A 16,857-nucleotide genomic window follows, 5' to 3' on the forward strand; every position below is an offset into this window, starting at 1 on the left:
AGATTGGAAGTTTAAAAAATGTTCGCGTCACCGTTTTCATCCCTGACCGCCGCCACGTCTGGCCTCGAAGGCTCGCCGCCGTCGCTGGAGCCGTTGCGTGAGCGCATGGCCGAGCTTTACGGCGTCGAGCCCTATCAGCTTTTGGTCACCCGCGGCGCGTCCCACGCCATGGAAATCCTGCTGCGCCGCTTACGGTTGCATGGCCATGAAACCATCCTGGCTGACACGGGCTTAAGCGAAAAATCCTATTATCTGGAAAGCCTGTGCAATGTGTACGGCCTCCAGATCAAGTCGCCGCCGTCGAACGCCTTGGGGGCCAAAAGTGCGGGGCTTTACCTGATCGACAACCCGCGTTTGCCGGACGGTAAGGCCTGGAGCGTCGAGGCTGCGCGCGCACTGGCGGTCGATATTTTCCCAACGCTGTTGGTGGTCGATGAAAGCTATTTCGATGCGGTTGATGCCCAGAGCCTGACCGAACTGACGCGGACTGAGACCAATGTCATCGTCTTCAAAAGCCTGTCTTATCTATACGGTATCGGCGGCGCACGAGTCGGTGCCCTGATCGCGGGTGCCAAGACTCTGGCCGGCTTGACGCGGTACTGTGAGCCCTATCCCCTGCCCACGCCGTCGATCAAAGCGGCTGAACTGGTGCTGTCGCCGTCGCGTCAGATCAATGTCGACGCGCGCATCGCTTTAGTCCGCTCGGAACAGTCGCGCCTGCGCCACAAACTGGCCGAGAGCAAGGCTCTGGCCCATTTTGAGCTGAACGACGGCCCGTTTATCCACTTAAAACCGATGGATCTGATCCGCACCCAGACGGCCTTAAAACGCTTTGGCATCAGTGCGCGCAACGCCTATGACGGCTTGCTGCTGCCGATGGGCGACGCGGCCTTCAATGACCGGATTCTGAACGCCCTTGGGGTGGTCTCCGACGCCAAACCGACCCGTAGAGGCGAGTTCCTGCGCGACACCAAAGAGACTCGCATTTCGGTCCTGGTCGACCTCGATAACCCAAAGCCGATCAGCATTTCCACCGGCGTTGGCTTCTTTGACCATATGCTCGATCAGGTCGCCTCTCACGGCGGGTTTTCGATGCAAGTGGCCTGCGAAGGTGACCTGCACATCGACGCCCACCATACGGTCGAAGATACCATGTTGGCGGTCGGTGCGGCGCTGAAACAAGCGCTGGGTGATCGCATCGGCATGGCCCGCTTTGGCTTTGTCCTGCCGATGGATGAGACCGAAGCCAAGGTCAGCGTCGATCTGGGCGGGCGGCCATTCTGCGTGTTTAAGGGTGAGTTCGAGGCCACCCATATCGGTGATTATCAGACCGAAATGACCGCCCATGCCTTCCGGTCTTTGTCGGAAACGCTTGGAGCCTCGATCCATGTCGAGGTTTCCGGCGGCAATGATCACCATAAGACCGAGGCCTGTTTCAAGGCGCTGGGCCGCGCCCTGCGACAAGCTACGCGGATTGAAGGGGATAGCCTGCCGTCAACGAAAGGGATGTTGGCCTAGTGTCCAGAGTCGTTGTTGTAGAACTGGGTTGCGCCAATACAGCGTCCGTTCTGTTTGCGCTGGAGCGCTTAGGGGCTGAGGCCGTACTGTCGTCGGATGCGGCTGAGATCGCGTCGGCACCTAAGCTGGTCCTGCCGGGGGTGGGTGCGGCCGGTTTTGCCATGTCTCAGGCGCGCGAACTGGGTCTGGTTGAGGTATTACGCGGCTATGAGCGTCCGCTGTTAGGGGTATGTCTCGGCCAGCAATTGCTGTTTGAGGCGTCCGACGAAGGCGATGTCGAATGCCTGGGGCTTATTCCGGGTAAGGTCACCAAAATGGTCGTCCCCGATGGCTATGTCGTGCCGCACATGGGCTGGAACACGCTGGAACCGCTCAAGGCCGATCCGCTTAATGACGACGTGGCCGCGGGCGATTATGCCTATTTCGTCCATAGTTTTGTGTGTCCGATCAACGACTATACCCTGACCCAATCGACTTACGGCGAACCGTTTGCGGCCATGGTGCGCAAAGGTAACGTCTGGGGCTGCCAGTTCCACCCGGAACGGTCGTCGGCCACCGGTGCCAAGATTTTGGAGAATTTTTTGAGGCTATGACGTTTTAGAACTCCCCCTCTTGGAGGGGGAGCTTGATGGCGATGCCTGCATCGACATCAAGAGGGGGTAAAAACCCCGCCACCTGATTACCCCCTCTGGCCTTAAGCTCGCGCTTAAAGCCAGCTCCCCCTGCAACAGGGGGAGTTCTTATGAGACAGAATGATATGATCCTCTACCCCGCTATCGACCTGATCAATGGTGCCTGTGTCAGGCTTGCGCAAGGCAAGTTCGATCAGGTGACCCTGTACGATCCCGACCCGTTCAAGCGCCTGTCGCTGTTCAACGACGAGGCCGCCCAATGGGTGCATATCGTTGACCTTGATGGCGCCAAGGCCGGATCACCGCAGCAGCACGAACTGATCGGGCGTCTGGCCAAGGCCTCAAAAGCCAAGATTCAGACCGGCGGCGGGGTGCGTTCGCGCGAGCATGTGGCTACCTTGCTTGATGCCGGTGTTTCCGCCGTCGTGGTCGGATCGGCGGCGGTCAAAAACCCGGACGAAGTGCGCGGCTGGCTGAAAGACTTCGGCAAGGATCGCATAACCTTGGCGCTGGACGTTTTACCCACAAAAGACGGGGACTTTGATGCCGCCCTGCATGGCTGGGTCGAAGGCTCAGGCATATCGCTGTGGGACGTGCTGGATTACTATCCCGCCTCCGTGGCCCAGCGGATTCTGGTCACTGACGTGTCGCGCGACGGCATGTTGATGGGGCCGAACATGGATCTGATGCGCGCTTTGCGCCAGAAACGCCCTGACCTTGAGATTCAGGCGTCCGGCGGGGTGAAATCCATCGATGACCTCTATGATCTTAAGGCGCTGGGGGTTCACGGCGCGATTGTCGGTAAGGCGATTTACGAGGGTCTGATTGATCTAAAGGCAGCGCTCAATGTTAGGTAAGATCGCACTTTTGAGTCCAAAAACCGCTTCACACTTTTTGGAAAGCGCTCGAAATGTTGGCTAGACGCATCATCCCCTGTCTCGATGTCAAGGACGGCAAGGTCGTCAAGGGCGTGCAGTTTGTTGGCCACGAAGTCCTGGGCGACGCCGTGGATATGGCCCTGCGTTACCGTGACGAAGGTGCCGATGAGCTGGTGCTGTACGACATCACCGCCTCAGCCGAAGGGCGCACAGTTGATTACAACTGGGTGCGCGACATTGCCCGTGCGCTCGATATCCCGTTTTGCGTGGCGGGCGGCATTCGCTCGGCGGAGCAGGCCGTCAAATGCCTCAACAGCGGGGCCGACAAGGTCTCGATCAATTCTCCCGCGCTGGAACGGCCCGACCTGATCAACGAACTGGCCGAAATGGCCGGATCGCAGTGCGTGGTTGTCGGTGTGGATTCGCGGGAATTGGACGGTGATTATTACGTCCACCAATACTCCGGCGATCCCGATAAAATCCGCGCGGCAGGTAGGCGGACCTTGGATTGGGTGGTCGAAGCCCAGGCGCGTGGTGCCGGTGAAATCGTGCTCAACTGTATGAATCAGGACGGCGTCCGTAAGGGCTATGACCTGACGCAATTACGATTGGTGCGCGACCTGATCGATATTCCGCTGGTGGCGTCAGGTGGCGCCGGTGCGGTCGCGCATTTTACCGACGTATTTGAGCAGTGCGATGTATCGGGCGCCTTGGCGGCGTCTGTGTTCCACAAAAAGATCATCCACATCCTCGACCTGAAACGCGACCTTCAAACCGCCGGGATTTCTGTACGGATTTAATTGCCCCTCACCCCAACCCTCTCCCCGCACGCGGGGAGAGGGAGAGACATATCATGGCCCACGATCACAAACTGAATACCTCGCTCACCCTCACCGATATCGACGCGCTCGATTTCGACAAAGGTAACGGCCTGATCCCCGCGATTGTGCAGCACGCCGATACGCTGCAAGTCCTGATGCTGGGTTATATGGATAAGGCGGCTTTGACGGAGACCCTGACGGACGGTCAGGTGACGTTTTTCTCACGTTCCAAAGGCGGGCGCTGGCATAAGGGCGAAACGTCGGGCGATTTTCTAAACCTTGACCGCATCCTGACCGACTGCGACGAAGACGCCCTGCTGGTCTATGCCCGTCCGGTCGGGCCGACCTGTCATTTCAAGACGACCTCTTGTTTTGGTGATGAGACCGCCCCCGGCATCGGCTTTATGGGCCAGTTGGCGACGGTCGTGGCTGAGCGCGCCCATGCCGCACCGACTGATAGCTATACCGCCCGCTTGATGCAAAAGGGTGTGGCCAAGATCGCGCAAAAGGTCGGTGAAGAAGGTCTGGAAACCGCGTTGGCCGGTCGCTGCGGTGATCTGGATGAACTGCACAACGAAGCCGCTGATCTGCTCTATCACCTGTCGGTGCTACTGATAGCGCGCGAAACCTCGCTCGACAACGTGCTTGATGTGCTTCGCACGCGACACACCTCTGCTTAGGTCACCGCATCGGCGCGGGCGGGGCACCGCACTGGGCCAGCACTTCTTCGCGCGCATATAGGTGATCGCCGGAGCGCACAACGCGGTAAACCGTCTCGCCTGACGGTACGCAGCCCGGCAAAGCCTTAAGACCGCCCCCCGGGAACCAGCGTTCATCTACCTCGAACTTGGCTTTTTTACCCTTGCCTTTGCGGCTCACGGCCCATTGTTCGACGTCCTTTGCTGGCAACAGAGCCCCGACCTCGACCGGTTTTTCGGTGGCGATGACATTGAGTTCAGACAACTTGGCGTCGTTCGCAAACGCGTCCAACACCGCCTCAGCGCAATAATTGCCGTCGAGACGCTCAGACTTTGGGCAGTCGCCACCCTTAACGGCCAGATATTGCTGCGCGCCGATCAGGTGACGCTTCTCCGTCACGCCCCACATAGCCCCTGTCGCGGGCGGTGCCTGTCCTACCGGCGGCTCTTTTGCCGGGATCGTCGCCCCCTGCGCCATATAGCCGCCGTAGCTGAGTTTAACCGGCCCGCCGCACACCACGATCTGCATTTCCTGGGCGACCAGATTGCCGTCGCGCTTATCCATGCGGTAAAAAACGTCTTCGTCAGGCAGGCTAAAGCAATCTTTTGGGGCGCGTACGGCTGAGGTTTGTATCTCGATCTTGGCGACGTTGAATTTTGCCGCCTGCCGCGTCACGTCATACAGGGTGAAATCATAGCCATAGGTGCCGCGCACCACTTCACCATCAAATGTCGAACGGAATAGCCCGACGACTGTGGCCGACGCCTCTCCCGTCTTGAGCAGGCGGGCAAAGACCGGATCAAAACAGGGGGCGCCGGCCCAGGGCTTACCTTCAGGCGAACAGTCTGCTGTCGGTAGAGCCACCAGACGCGCCGCCCCCAGCACCATGCGGATTTGTCCATACTGAGGCGCGCTGGACTGGGGGGCGCTGGACTGGGGGGCGCTGGACTGGGGGGCGCTGGACTGGGGGGCGCTGGTTTTTGGGGCATTGGCCACCGATTGCGCCTGCGAAGTTGCGGCAAATCCTCCGGCAAAGGCCATACAAACTAATATCGCATGCCACGATTTAATCACGCACGTCCCCCGCTTTAGGTCGCTGTTCACTGGCATATTACACCATAGGCGACACTGTCTGAGCGCAACATAAGTCACGGTTTATGCGGATGTCTATATGGAATTAAAAGGAAAATCAGTTACGCTTGGACGCGGTCTTGATGATCTTGGTGATGCGCTTGGACGACGGACGGCCGCCCCAACCCTGCGTGTGGTCAAGCCGCAGAACCAGCGTGTTGCGTTCCATATAGACCCCCGGCGGGCGACCTTCGATCAGACGGACCTCACGGATGGGTTCCAGAATTTTGCGGCCATTATTCTGATTGGCGACATCGACTATGGCATCCGCCGTCACCCGCGCCGCATCGGCAAACAGGTAGTCCGCGCCGGGTGTCTGAATGTCGGCATCAAACGGCAAAAGACGCGATACGGCAGCAGAGGCTTTTTTCGAGGCTCTGGCCAATTGCTGGAACAACAGGCCCGGCGTCATACGGCCGGCCTTGATGGCGTCAGCCTTACCGCTGACCGCGACCGGATCGCCGGTCGGGCGTGTGCGACTGAACAGGGTCAGCCCGCCAAGCCGCGAAGACCGTAGAATGGGCTCGCCGACATCGTTCTTAAAAATCACATCGCCGCGCGGCCCCGGTGACGGCGTCAGCGCCCAGACTTCCGCGTCGCCATCAAAGCGAATGAACGGCTGATCCTGCGTATGATCAAGCACAAAGCCTTCGCCGTCTTCGGACATGAAGTGGGCGACATCAGGCATGGAATTGCCGCGGCTATCAGAGGTCGATGGCCCCAGCATGGCGTCACGCAGGTTATTTTGTGCGTTCGCCGTTCCCAAACCCAGTCCGGTCAGGGTCATCACCCCAATCAGGAGGCTTAAGGCAACCGGCAATCTGAACTGACGCGTGGAAAATCTCATAGGACAAGGGTGTAAGCAGTGAGTGGGGCGGATTTAAGACGATCATTCCAAAAAAATTGGGCAAAGCCAAGGCGGCTTTGCCCAATTTCAGCAATATTAACAACATACTGCGGATATATTATAACATGTTGCCCTTATAGCATATGTTGGCCGCCATTGACGGCGATGGTCGCGCCGGTAATGAAGCTGGCCATATCCGACGCCAGAAACGCGCAGATTTCAGCCACTTCCTCAGGCGTGCCCAAACGACCGACCGGAATACCGGCCACAATTTTCTCCAGCACCGCCGGATTAATGGCCGACACCATCTCAGTTGAGGTATAGCCCGGTGCCACGCAGTTGACGGTAATGCCCTTGGCCGCTGATTCCATCGCCAAGGCTTTGGTAAAACCGATCATGCCGGATTTGGCGGCGGAATAGTTGGTCTGACCCGCCTGCCCTTTCTGGCCGTTGATCGAGGATATATTGATTATGCGGCCATAACCGCGTTCACGCATCCCCTCAATCACCTGACGGGTCATGTTGAAGACCGAGTCCATATTGGTGTGGATGACTTCCTGCCACTGATCCTGCGTCATCTTGTGGAAGAAGCCGTCGCGGGTAATACCGGCATTGTTGACCAGCACGTCGATGGGGCCAAGCGCGTCGGTGACTTCCTTGGCCGCGCGGGCGCAGTCTTCGAACTTATCGACGCTGCCCTTGACGACCATGACGCCCAGTTCTTCGGCCACTTTACGGGCATTTTCTTCGTTACCGGCATAACCGGCGGCGACCGTGAGACCTGCGTCCTTAAGGCGTTTTACGATGGCCTTACCGATACCGCGCGTACCGCCGGTGACCAATGCTACTCGTGTCATATTTTGATTTCCCTCAAGTATAAAGCTCACCTTTAAGTCGTCATGGTGAGTCGAAAATTATTAGCTTCCGAGAAACGGAGCGCAGCGTACTTGAGTACGTGAGCACCGTCTCGCAGGAAGATGATGATTTGCAGACCGCCAGGGCGGCTTAAACGATGGATTCCACCGTCAGGGCGACGCCCATCCCACCACCAATGCAGAGGGTAGCGAGACCTTTGAGCGGCTTGCCCTGCTCGGCGGTGCGGCGCTTAAGTTCAAATAGAAGCGTGGTCAGAATACGCGCACCGGACGCGCCGATCGGGTGGCCGATGGCGATAGCCCCGCCATTGACATTGACCTTCGCCGTATCAAGCCCCAGCTCCTTAACGACGCACAAAGCCTGCGCCGCAAAGGCTTCGTTGGATTCGACCAGATCAAGATCAGCCACGCTCCAGCCCGCTTTTGCCAGCGCCTTTTTCGAGGCCGGTATCGGGCCTGTGCCCATGATCGCCGGATCAACTCCGGCATTGGCCCACGACACGATCCTGGCCAGCGGTTTCAGGCCGCGCTTGGCCGCTTCATCCGCCGACATCAACACCAGCGCCGCAGCCCCGTCATTGAGGCCCGACGCATTGGCAGCCGTAATCGAACCCTCTTTGTTAAAGGCAGGCTTAAGGCCCGAAATGCTTTCCAGCACCACGCCGTGACGGATAAATTCGTCCTTATCGACGACCGTGTCGCCCTTACGGCCCTTAATGGTGACCGGGATAATTTCTTCGTCAAACTTACCGGCTTTCTGAGCGGCCTCGGCCTTGTTTTGCGACGACACCGCGAACTCGTCCTGCGCACTGCGGCTGATCTCCCACTTAGCGGCAATGTTTTCCGCCGTCTGACCCATGTGATAGCCGTTGAACGAATCCCACAGACCGTCGGTGATCATGGTGTCTTTCAGGCCAAGGTCGCCCATTTTCTGGCCGGTACGGATTTGCGCGGCATGAACCGCCAAAGACATGCTTTCCTGACCACCAGCGATCACCACCGTCGAATCACCGAGCGCGATTTGCTGCGCACCCAAAGCGACCGCCCGCAGACCGGAACCACAGATCTGATTGAGGCTCCAGGCCGGGGTTTCAATCGGCAAACCAGCCTTGATAGAAGCCTGACGGGCCGGGCCCTGGCCTTGGGCGGCCTGCAAAACCTGCCCCATAATCACTTCATCGACATCGGCGGCGGCAATGCCGGCGCGCTCGATCACGCCCTTGATGGCCAAGGCCCCCAATTCTGCGCCCGACAGGCTGGACAACCCGCCTAAGAATGAGCCCACCGGCGTGCGGGCAGCAGCAACAATAACGACATCTGACACGGTTTTGGCAGACATGCGGGCAAATCCTTTCACATTGATTCCGCTCATAGATTTCACATCTTTGTGTAACGGAATTTAGACAGTAATGGCGGTGGCAGTACGGGGGCCGTAAGCCAGAATAAGCCTGCGGCGGACGTCGCCGACCCTGCAACATCCCGCAGCATTCGTCACCTGATTTTGCGTGAAAAAGCCCTGTTATTACGGAATATTTACAACCTGTGAGCAAATTTTATGTGCAATTTTGCAACTGCGAACATCATTTTTATCAGTGAATATAAGATTTTGCCGCATTTTATGTCCGGTTGCGCGCAACTGCATCCAAAATGCTTTACGCAACAGCAAAAAAAGGTCTAGTCTGCACATAATAACCATACCTTTTACGGGCGGTAACGCTTCGTTTGAGGGCATCAACGGGAGATACGTCTGATGACGGAAGGAAAGACCAAAACCAAACGCGGCGAAGGCGATAAGGTGGTCATAAAAAAATATGCCAACCGCCGCCTCTATAATACGGCCACCAGTTCCTATGTGACCCTCGATAATCTTTCCGACATGGTGCGTCAAAACGTCGATTTTATCGTCTATGATGCCAAGTCCGGCGATGATATCACCCGCGGCGTTCTGGCGCAGATCATCTTTGAAGAAGAAAGCCACGGCCAGAGCCTGCTGCCGATACAATTCCTGCGTCAGTTGATCTCATTCTATGGCGACAGCATGCAAAACCTGCTGCCCACCTATCTTGAAATGTCGCTCGACGGTTTTGCCAAGCAGCAGGAGCGTTTTCGTTCGCAGTTTTCTCAGGCTTTCGGCGGGGCGCCGGGTCTGGGGTATTTTGATGAGCAGGTGTCCCAGAACTTAGCCATGTTTGACCGGGCTATGCGAATGTTCTCGCCGTTCTCGTTTGCGGCCACGGCAGCAGGCGCACCAGCTTCGGCAGAGGCCCCTTCGGAGGGGTCTGAGGCCAAGCCCACCGCCGACAGCCATGAAATGGACGATCTGAAAAAACAACTGGCCGCCATGAAGGCGCAGATTGATGCCCTAGCTACCAAAAGTTAATTTTCAGGCTTAACCGCCATCCACCGGAATTTAAGGCCTCCCCACAGCCATGCGCTGCGGAGGCCTTTTTCGTGGCTGATTATATGGTTTAATAAAGTCGGCACCATTATCCGCTATTGTGCACACCAACAGAATGTTGAGACCGCCCCCACGAGACCGCCCATGACCTCACCCCGCGACACATCCAATCTGCCGGTTCCCGTCGGCCCGGTGATTGATCATGACAAGGCATCAGGCCCTAAAACCCGCGCACGAGTGGGCGTTAAACCACAGTCAGGCTTTACGGCCCAAATCTTAGGCGGCGGTGAAAAGCGCGGCCTCAAAGGCGGAGCTGAGACTCTGGCGCAGGCAAAAACAACCTATCTCAAGTCAGAATATTCCGGCCGTAATGACCGCAGGCCGCAGGCCGGCATCATCAAAAAGACCGAAATATAAGGCTTTGAGGGTTAATCGCGCTTAACCACGTCCGGCACGCAAATTGCACATCCCTTTCCGCAAACGAGCGGAGACGATACTGTGCAGGCACTTTATCCCATACTGACCAAGACATTTGACGTACTGATCGTGGCGACCATATTTACGTTCTTTGGCTGAATCCAAAACAGTTTGGATCAGAATTCAAAGTCGCGCCGCGCGGAGATGGTCGTGACGATAAAGCCCGCCAGCACATCCAGCAGTGTCATGGCCGTCAGCATGAAAAACACTGACGTGGCAAACGGCTTAAGCAGCAAAAACTGCACCAGACAGACGATAAACAGCACCATCGACAGGGCGTGGTTGATGATCGCCACCTTATCCGATGATGTCGATTTCAGCAGCTCGAAAAACAGCATGATCAGGCCTATCAGGGTAATGACATCGCCTACCCCCACTTTCCAGGTCGAACCGGGCGCGGGCATCGGCACACTAAACCATACCCCGTGCAGGTAGTTATAGGCCGCATCGGCCGAACCCCCAAACATCGAGAAAAAGGCGATCAGATTGTAAGCAACCACCGGGATAACAAGTAAAGGAAACGCGGTCCACATACTGGGCTGGCTGGGCGTCGGCGCACCGGACATACGTTTTCCTCCTGAAGCAACGGCTGACATGGTTAATATCGGTTTTTCACCCGTCTGACCAGACATTGCGCCCCCTCTGTCAATATTTACAGCTCAGTTGTGCTTCCCGGATGACGGTAACGCCGGTTTAGCCACATGACACCCGGAAGATCGGATAAGGCAACCCATAATCTGCCGATATTGGTATATTTAGAATGACCTGTGGTTCTGAGGCGATCCTCAACCCGCTCAAAAAGGGTTTTATACCCCTCACGGTTGACCAAGGCCGGGATATAGCGGTGCATATTGTCGAAATAGGGTAAGCGCAGGAAGACATCGCGGCGGATCGCCTTGATACCGCAGCCGGTATCTTCGGCTCCATCATTCAACATGCGCTTACGGATACCATTGGCCCAGCGTGACGCCCATTTTTTCGAGGCCGTGTCCTGACGACGCTTGCGCTCACCGGCCACCAGTCCGACATCCGGCGAGGCATTCAGCAGTTTCAGCGCCGTCCGCAGAACATCCGCCGCCGGGTTTTGGCCGTCTCCGTCCATCATGGCGATGATATTGGTGCGGGCACTCATTATACCGGTACGCACACCGCCCGATTTGCCGACATTCTTTTCGTGCAGCACAACCCGCAGATTAGGCACGGTTTTTTGCAGTTCGCGCAGTTGGGCCACCGTGCCGTCCGATGACTTATCATCGACGAAAATCAGCTCAAAGCCATCGGCCCCAAGGCCTTCATCGAATACCGACTTCAGCTCTCTTACCACATCGGCGACCGCGCCCTCTTCATTCTGGACGGCCACGACGACGGAAACGGCTAAAGGCATAAGGACTCTTTCGGATCGCTGCGCGCCTTAATTCCTGACCGTTAAACCACGGCACGGCCCGCGACAGGGCCAGATTAAGGCTTTGATTCTGGTGCTTAACATTTTAAGCTTATTCGGTAAATAGTGGCAACCTTAGCGAATCGTGTCCTTTTTCGCTGGATTTTCTGTGCGTCTACAATAGTTTGCCGCCCATATTTTTGATCTGCCGCGAGTGTTTTCATGTCGTCCAAACTCATTGCTGCCGCAACTCAAGGCTTGCGCGGGCCGCTTCTGGCAGCGCTGGTGGCGTTTCTGGTCGGCCTGCCGTGCGCCCTGATCATACCGCCGCTCGATCGCGATGAATCGCGCTTTGTGCAGGCGTCGAGCCAGATGCTGGAAAGCCGCGACTTCATCAACATCAACTATCAAGACGGCCCGCGCCACAAAAAGCCGGTCGGCATCCACTGGCTTCAGGCTGCGAGCGTGTCCTTAACGTCTGAGGTCGGGGCGCGTGAGATTCTGGCCTATCGCTGGCCGTCTCTGCTGGGGGCTGCCCTTGCTGCCTTTTCGCTGGCCTGGGGTGGCGGCGCCTTGTTCGATAACCGGCGCGGCCTGAAAGCCGGGCTAATCCTTGGCATTTCTCTGCTACTGTCAACCGAAGCTTTTATCGCCAAGACCGATGCCGTCCTGTGCGGGTTTGTGACCCTGTTTATGGCCGCGCTGGCGCAAATCTATGTCGCCTACCGTAACCGCCCAGATGGTGCCGATCCCAAAGTGCGCCTCAAACTTCGGCGTTTGCGTATCACCTTCTGGCTGGCCTTTGCCGCATCCATTCTTATAAAGGGCCCGATCGGGCCAATGATCTTTCTGGCCACGGCGTTCACCCTGATCGCGTGGGACAAGCAGGCCGCCAAAGGCGATGCCACAAAAGGCAATATGGACTGGTTCCGCCATCTGGGCTGGAGTTGGGGAATCGCCCTCACCGCTCTGCTGGTCGGGCCGTGGGCCATTGCCATCACGATCGCCACCGACGGCGCCTTTTGGGGCACGGCCATCGGTGATGATCTGGCGCCCAAGCTGGTCAGCGGCTCTGAGGGCCATTTCGCCTGGCCCGGCACCCATACCCTGATGCTGCCGCTGATGTTTTTCCCCGGTACCTTCCTGCTCGGCGGGGCATTACAAGCGGCCATTTCGCGCCGCCTTGAGCCCGCCATCCGTTTTGCCATCTGCTGGTTCCTGCCGGCGTTTATTATATTCGAAATATCCCCGACCAAGCTGATCCACTATCCGCTACCTACCTATGGCGGGCTGGCCTTGCTGGCCGCCGTGTCGATCGGCATGGTCCATAAGCGCTGGGCCAAGATCATGAATATGGCGCTGGGGTTGTTTGCCGGTGTGGTCATCTCATGGATCGCCGTTACGGCCCTGACCGAATTTGGCACCGGCGCGCATCCGACGGTAGCACTCACGGCGGTGACGCTGACGGTGGCCTCGGCCCTGCTGATTGCGGCCCTTGGCGGGTTCTTCCTGTGGAAAAATCACAAGGCCGCGGGGCTGTTGTGCCTGTTCCTAGGCGGGGTCGGCGGGCATTTGGGGCTGATTACGCTGGCCTCTCAGCTCAAGCCGCTATGGATGTCGGTTAATCTCGAAAACACGCTGATCGAGACGCGCACCGACCCGCGTCTGGGTCTGATCCCCGGCCCGGTCGCCACACTTGGCTACGCCGAACCGAGCTTTGTGTTTGCGATGGGCACCAAAACCGCCCTGCTGGATAATGCGCAGCAGGCCGTTGCCGTGGTCGAACAGGGCCGCCCGATCTTTGTTGAGGCCGAGCATCTGAAAGCATTCGAGGCGGAAATGGCGAAAAATAACCTTAAGGTGCGCGCCATCACCACCGTACACGGCCACAACTATTCCAATGGCAATGAGGTCGCGATCACCCTGTTCCGCAAGCAGTAATCAAGCGCGTTGGCTGCACCGAACTCCGTTTCCCAAAAGTGTGAGCGGTTTTAGGAATCAAACGCGCGAAATTAAACGGGCTTAGTCCTCACGCTTAAGGCGTGGACGCAAAACTGATCGCAGCACGGACACCAGCAATATCAACGGTCCCAACGCCCAGACATAGAGCTTACGCCACAGGGTATCGGCGCGCTTATTGAAGAAGTACACCAAGCCCTTACCCTTGTTCCACTCCACAAAGGTCGGTGCCACGTATGAGGTGTGGCCTTCGTGCACGACCTCGGCGTGGGGGTGAAACAGGACGGTCCCGCCCATTTTACGCGCCCGCCAGCACAGATCGACATCTTCGACATGCAGGAAAAATTCAGGATCAAAGCCGCCCAGTTTATCGAAATCGGCCTTTGAAATCGCAAAACAGGCCCCAGATATGGTCGGCACCGCCATCGGGGCATCAGGTAACGGCTTGTCGTGGTGATGCAACTCAAACCCTTCGAGGCCCTGCACGAACCGCTCAAGCCGCAGCAGGGATACCAGGGTCGTCACCGGCGTGACTTCACCGCGACGCGCCCCGCGCTGTTCGCTGCCATCGGTATTAAGCACTCGGGCGCCCACAATGCAGGGCCGAGGCTGGCCTTGGGTGGCGGCAATCAGCTTCGTGATCGTCCCGGCTTTGGGCGACGCATCCGGATTAAGCACAACCAGCCACGGCTGATGCGCTGCTGTCGTCCCCAGATTAACCGCACGCCCAAAACCGATATTGCCATGGCCCTGAATGAGCCTGACCCGCGGGTTGGCAGCGGCCAGCGTCTGAAGCTGGGTTTCGACTTCCGGTGGTGAGCCATTATCGACCAGAACCAGCTCGTGCACCGCCGCATCGCTCAGGGCATCGCGGATGCTGTCAAACAGGATCTTACCGGTGTGGTAAATAACCATGATGACGCTGACACCGTCCGGTGAGGCGGGGCTATTAAGCATAGTATCGGGCGCAGTCATATCCACGGTCAGATGTTACTTTAGGTCCGGCGGGGTAGCATCCGCCGATAATTGCGCGACGGAGGCCTCCACGCTCAGGATCGTCTGACCGTCCGAGCCGAGGTGTCGTAAAGCCACCTCACCGGTTTCGGCTTCCTTGCGGCCAACGACCGCGATGACCGGCACCTTAGCCAGAGAGTGCTCGCGGATCTTATAGTTGATCTTTTCATTACGCAGGTCGGTTTCAACCCTCAGACCCGCCGCCCGGTATTTCGCGGCCACGCTCTCAGCATAGTCATTGGCGTCCGAGGTGATGGGGGCCACCACAATCTGCACCGGCGCCAGCCACAGCGGGAACTTACCGGCAAAGTTTTCGATCATGATGCCGATGAAGCGCTCAAACGAGCCTAAAATGGCGCGGTGCAGCATGACCGGTCTTTGTCTTGAGCCATCCTCCGCCACATATTCGGCATCAAGACGCTCCGGCAGCACATAATCAAGCTGCAAGGTGCCGCAGGTCCATTCGCGGCCAATGGCGTCCTTGACGATGAAGTCGAGCTTGGGCGCATAGAATGCCCCGTCGCCCTCGGCAATGACCGGCTCGACACCGGCCTTGCGCGCCGCCTCCAGCAACATACCCTCGGCCTTATCCCAGAACTCATCGGAACCCGCCCGCACTTCGGGGCGTGTCGCCAGATTGATATAGGCGGTTTCCATGCCCAGATCCGAGTGGATCATCTTCGTTAGGCGGACAAACTTTTCAGTTTCCTCGACGATCTGGTCTTCGCGGCAAAAGATATGGGCGTCGTCCTGCGTAAAGGCGCGCACCCGCATCAGGCCGTGCAGCGAGCCTGACGGTTCATAGCGATGGCAGGCGCCAAATTCGGCCATGCGCATCGGCAGTTCTTTGTATGAGCGCAGACCAACCTTGAAGATTTGCACATGGCCGGGGCAGTTCATCGGCTTGAGCGACAGGGTTTCGCCCTCAACCGTCTCACAGACGAACATATTGGCGCGGTACTTATCCCAGTGGCCGGAATTTTCCCAGAAGGTGCGATCCAGCACCTGCGGCGTCTTGACCTCGGTATAGCCGGCCACATCCAGTCGCCTACGCATATAGGCCTCAAGTGTGCGGTACAGCATCCAGCCCTTGGGGTGCCAGAACACCATGCCGCGCCCTTCTTCCTGCATGTGGAACAGGTTCATGGCGCGACCCAGCTTACGGTGGTCGCGCTTTTCGGCCTCTTCGATGCGGGTGATGTAGGCTTGCAATTCCTCTTCGGTCGCCCAGGCGGTGCCATAGATACGCTGAAGCTGGGCATTGTTCTGATCGCCACGCCAGTAAGCCCCGGCCAGCTTGGTCAGCTTGAACGCCTTGCCGACAAAGCGCGACGACGGCATGTGCGGCCCGCGGCACAGGTCTTTCCAGCGCTCACCGTGGCGATAGACCGTGATGGTTTCGGTGCCGGGCAGGTCGCGGATGATTTCGGCCTTATAGACTTCACCGATTTCCTCGAAATGCTTGATGGCGGACTCTCGGTCCCAGACTTCGCGCACGATCTTCTCGTCGCGGTCGACCAGTTCCTTCATCTTCTTTTCGATCTTGGGCAGGTCATCGAGGCTGAAAGGCTCTTCGCGGGCAAAGTCGTAGTAAAAGCCATCGTCAATCGACGGGCCAATCGTGACCTGCGTGCCCGGAAACAGCTCCTGCACCGCCTGCGCCAGCAAATGCGCGGCATCGTGGCGGATGACCTCAAGCAGTTCCGGCGCGTCACGGGTCAGGATTTCTATTCTGCCACCGTGATCGAGCGCCCGGTCAAGATCAAGCATCTCACCGTCGATTTTGATAACCGCCGCCTTCTTGGCCAGCGACTTGGAAAGGGACTCCGCGATAGCCCTCCCGGTGGTTCCGGCCTCAAACTCACGTTTGGCGCCATCGGGAAAAATCAGTTCTATCGTCATGTCACAGTCACTTTCAGTATGCTCAGCCCCTACAACAGGCCAGAGCGTGGATTGAGCCTCACCCCTACGACAGGCGAAGGCTGTTATGTTTCGCGCTTGGGCGGCACAGGATCATAGCCTGAACCGCCGCCGGGACGACACCGGCAAATCCGTTTGATCCCCATCCATCCGCCTTTGAGCGGGCCGTGGGTGATCAGGGCCTCAGCCGTATAGTCCGAACAGGTCGGCAAAAACCGGCACGCCTGCCCGATCATTGGCGACAGGCCCAGCTTATAGGCCCGGTGGCCCGCCCTGACCGCTTTTACATAGATGTCGGCCATGACAA

Annotated in this window: 17 protein-coding genes; 8 read left to right on the forward strand and 9 right to left on the reverse strand. The window is 57.8% G+C overall.

The genetic code is table 11. The features are described 5' to 3' along the window. The first annotated feature begins 18 nt into the window (after positions 1-18). The 5 genes from hisB to hisIE all read left to right on the forward strand — a co-directional run bounded on the left by hisB (position 19) and on the right by hisIE (position 4,529). Positions 19-1,518: an imidazoleglycerol-phosphate dehydratase HisB gene (gene hisB / locus OVA03_RS06355; protein WP_267527303.1), complete on the forward strand. Its 1,500-nt coding sequence runs from the start codon at positions 19-21 to the stop codon at positions 1,516-1,518. Continuing rightward, positions 1,518-2,111 carry an imidazole glycerol phosphate synthase subunit HisH gene (gene hisH / locus OVA03_RS06360; RefSeq protein WP_267527304.1) on the forward strand — a complete coding sequence of 198 codons (594 nt, stop codon included), beginning with the start codon at positions 1,518-1,520 and terminating at the stop codon, positions 2,109-2,111. Before hisB ends, hisH begins: the two co-directional genes overlap by 1 nt. Positions 2,112-2,275: 164 nt before the next feature. Further along, entirely contained in the window at positions 2,276-3,007 is a 732-nt protein-coding gene (hisA, locus tag OVA03_RS06365) for a 1-(5-phosphoribosyl)-5-[(5-phosphoribosylamino)methylideneamino]imidazole-4-carboxamide isomerase (protein WP_420710500.1), read from the forward strand. Positions 3,008-3,060: 53 nt separating this feature from the next. Then, positions 3,061-3,828 carry an imidazole glycerol phosphate synthase subunit HisF gene (gene hisF / locus OVA03_RS06370; protein ID WP_267527306.1) on the forward strand — a complete coding sequence of 256 codons (768 nt, stop codon included), beginning with the start codon at positions 3,061-3,063 and terminating at the stop codon, positions 3,826-3,828. A 53-nt stretch (positions 3,829-3,881) separates the two neighbouring features. Then, positions 3,882-4,529: a bifunctional phosphoribosyl-AMP cyclohydrolase/phosphoribosyl-ATP diphosphatase HisIE gene (hisIE, locus tag OVA03_RS06375; RefSeq protein WP_267527307.1), complete on the forward strand. Its 648-nt coding sequence runs from the start codon at positions 3,882-3,884 to the stop codon at positions 4,527-4,529. Position 4,530: 1 nt separating this feature from the next. On the opposite strand, the gene OVA03_RS06380 is transcribed toward hisIE, so the two are convergent. The 4 genes from OVA03_RS06380 to OVA03_RS06395 all read right to left on the reverse strand — a co-directional run bounded on the left by OVA03_RS06380 (position 4,531) and on the right by OVA03_RS06395 (position 8,725). Then, on the reverse strand, positions 4,531-5,622 hold the full coding sequence (locus OVA03_RS06380) for a hypothetical protein (protein ID WP_267527308.1): 1,092 nt from the start codon (positions 5,620-5,622) through the stop codon (positions 4,531-4,533). 115 nt (positions 5,623-5,737) lie between these two features. After that, the gene (locus OVA03_RS06385; protein ID WP_267527309.1) at positions 5,738-6,526 is read right to left on the reverse strand and encodes a DUF4908 domain-containing protein; all 789 of its coding nucleotides are present in this window, start codon (positions 6,524-6,526) and stop codon (positions 5,738-5,740) included. A 134-nt stretch (positions 6,527-6,660) separates the two neighbouring features. Then, positions 6,661-7,383 carry an acetoacetyl-CoA reductase gene (gene phbB / locus OVA03_RS06390; RefSeq protein ID WP_267527310.1) on the reverse strand — a complete coding sequence of 241 codons (723 nt, stop codon included), beginning with the start codon at positions 7,381-7,383 and terminating at the stop codon, positions 6,661-6,663. A gap of 148 nt (positions 7,384-7,531) precedes the next feature. Next, on the reverse strand, positions 7,532-8,725 hold the full coding sequence (locus OVA03_RS06395) for an acetyl-CoA C-acetyltransferase (protein WP_267527684.1): 1,194 nt from the start codon (positions 8,723-8,725) through the stop codon (positions 7,532-7,534). A gap of 426 nt (positions 8,726-9,151) precedes the next feature. On the opposite strand from OVA03_RS06395, the gene phaR reads away from it, so the two are divergent. Next, positions 9,152-9,781, forward strand: a complete 630-nt coding sequence (gene phaR, locus OVA03_RS06400; RefSeq protein ID WP_189485748.1) for a polyhydroxyalkanoate synthesis repressor PhaR — start codon at positions 9,152-9,154, stop codon at positions 9,779-9,781. A gap of 162 nt (positions 9,782-9,943) precedes the next feature. Continuing rightward, positions 9,944-10,216 (forward strand): hypothetical protein, encoded by a 273-nt coding sequence (locus OVA03_RS06405; RefSeq protein ID WP_267527311.1) that lies wholly within the window; start codon positions 9,944-9,946, stop codon positions 10,214-10,216. Positions 10,217-10,392: 176 nt separating this feature from the next. Here OVA03_RS06405 and OVA03_RS06410 read toward each other — a convergent pair whose 3' ends face one another. Both OVA03_RS06410 and OVA03_RS06415 read right to left on the reverse strand, forming a co-directional pair. Then, a complete protein-coding gene (locus tag OVA03_RS06410; protein ID WP_229807608.1) occupies positions 10,393-10,842 on the reverse strand; it encodes a hypothetical protein in 450 nt (149 codons plus the stop codon). A gap of 86 nt (positions 10,843-10,928) precedes the next feature. Continuing rightward, positions 10,929-11,660: a glycosyltransferase family 2 protein gene (locus OVA03_RS06415; RefSeq protein WP_267527312.1), complete on the reverse strand. Its 732-nt coding sequence runs from the start codon at positions 11,658-11,660 to the stop codon at positions 10,929-10,931. 219 nt (positions 11,661-11,879) lie between these two features. Between OVA03_RS06415 and OVA03_RS06420 the strand changes: the two genes are divergently transcribed. Then, positions 11,880-13,598 (forward strand): ArnT family glycosyltransferase, encoded by a 1,719-nt coding sequence (locus tag OVA03_RS06420; protein ID WP_267527313.1) that lies wholly within the window; start codon positions 11,880-11,882, stop codon positions 13,596-13,598. 81 nt (positions 13,599-13,679) lie between these two features. On the opposite strand, the gene OVA03_RS06425 is transcribed toward OVA03_RS06420, so the two are convergent. The 3 genes from OVA03_RS06425 to yidD form a co-directional block, all read right to left on the reverse strand. After that, positions 13,680-14,573 carry a glycosyltransferase family 2 protein gene (locus OVA03_RS06425; RefSeq protein ID WP_267527314.1) on the reverse strand — a complete coding sequence of 298 codons (894 nt, stop codon included), beginning with the start codon at positions 14,571-14,573 and terminating at the stop codon, positions 13,680-13,682. 33 nt (positions 14,574-14,606) lie between these two features. Then, on the reverse strand, positions 14,607-16,532 hold the full coding sequence (gene thrS, locus OVA03_RS06430) for a threonine--tRNA ligase (protein WP_267527315.1): 1,926 nt from the start codon (positions 16,530-16,532) through the stop codon (positions 14,607-14,609). Positions 16,533-16,615: 83 nt separating this feature from the next. After that, positions 16,616-16,852, reverse strand: a complete 237-nt coding sequence (yidD, locus tag OVA03_RS06435) for a membrane protein insertion efficiency factor YidD (RefSeq protein WP_267527316.1) — start codon at positions 16,850-16,852, stop codon at positions 16,616-16,618. Between the last annotated feature and the right edge of the window lie 5 nt (positions 16,853-16,857).

Source organism: Asticcacaulis sp. SL142, from assembly GCF_026625745.1.
Classification (GTDB): Bacteria; Pseudomonadota; Alphaproteobacteria; order Caulobacterales; family Caulobacteraceae; genus Asticcacaulis.

Bases quoted from the DNA above. Each gene is read 5' to 3' on its own strand.
- hisB (WP_267527303.1), top strand. From the start codon at position 19: ATGTTCGCGTCACCGTTTTCATCCCTGACCGCCGCCACGTCTGGCCTC.
- hisA (WP_420710500.1), top strand. From the start codon at position 2,276: ATGATCCTCTACCCCGCTATCGACCTGATCAATGGTGCCTGTGTCAGG.
- hisF (WP_267527306.1), top strand. From the start codon at position 3,061: ATGTTGGCTAGACGCATCATCCCCTGTCTCGATGTCAAGGACGGCAAG.
- hisIE (WP_267527307.1), top strand. From the start codon at position 3,882: ATGGCCCACGATCACAAACTGAATACCTCGCTCACCCTCACCGATATC.
- OVA03_RS06385 (WP_267527309.1), bottom strand. From the start codon at position 6,526: ATGAGATTTTCCACGCGTCAGTTCAGATTGCCGGTTGCCTTAAGCCTC.
- phbB (WP_267527310.1), bottom strand. From the start codon at position 7,383: ATGACACGAGTAGCATTGGTCACCGGCGGTACGCGCGGTATCGGTAAG.
- phaR (WP_189485748.1), top strand. From the start codon at position 9,152: ATGACGGAAGGAAAGACCAAAACCAAACGCGGCGAAGGCGATAAGGTG.
- OVA03_RS06405 (WP_267527311.1), top strand. From the start codon at position 9,944: ATGACCTCACCCCGCGACACATCCAATCTGCCGGTTCCCGTCGGCCCG.
- OVA03_RS06410 (WP_229807608.1), bottom strand. From the start codon at position 10,842: ATGTCCGGTGCGCCGACGCCCAGCCAGCCCAGTATGTGGACCGCGTTT.
- OVA03_RS06415 (WP_267527312.1), bottom strand. From the start codon at position 11,660: ATGCCTTTAGCCGTTTCCGTCGTCGTGGCCGTCCAGAATGAAGAGGGC.
- OVA03_RS06420 (WP_267527313.1), top strand. From the start codon at position 11,880: ATGTCGTCCAAACTCATTGCTGCCGCAACTCAAGGCTTGCGCGGGCCG.
- OVA03_RS06425 (WP_267527314.1), bottom strand. From the start codon at position 14,573: ATGCTTAATAGCCCCGCCTCACCGGACGGTGTCAGCGTCATCATGGTT.
- thrS (WP_267527315.1), bottom strand. From the start codon at position 16,532: ATGACGATAGAACTGATTTTTCCCGATGGCGCCAAACGTGAGTTTGAG.
- yidD (WP_267527316.1), bottom strand. From the start codon at position 16,852: ATGGCCGACATCTATGTAAAAGCGGTCAGGGCGGGCCACCGGGCCTAT.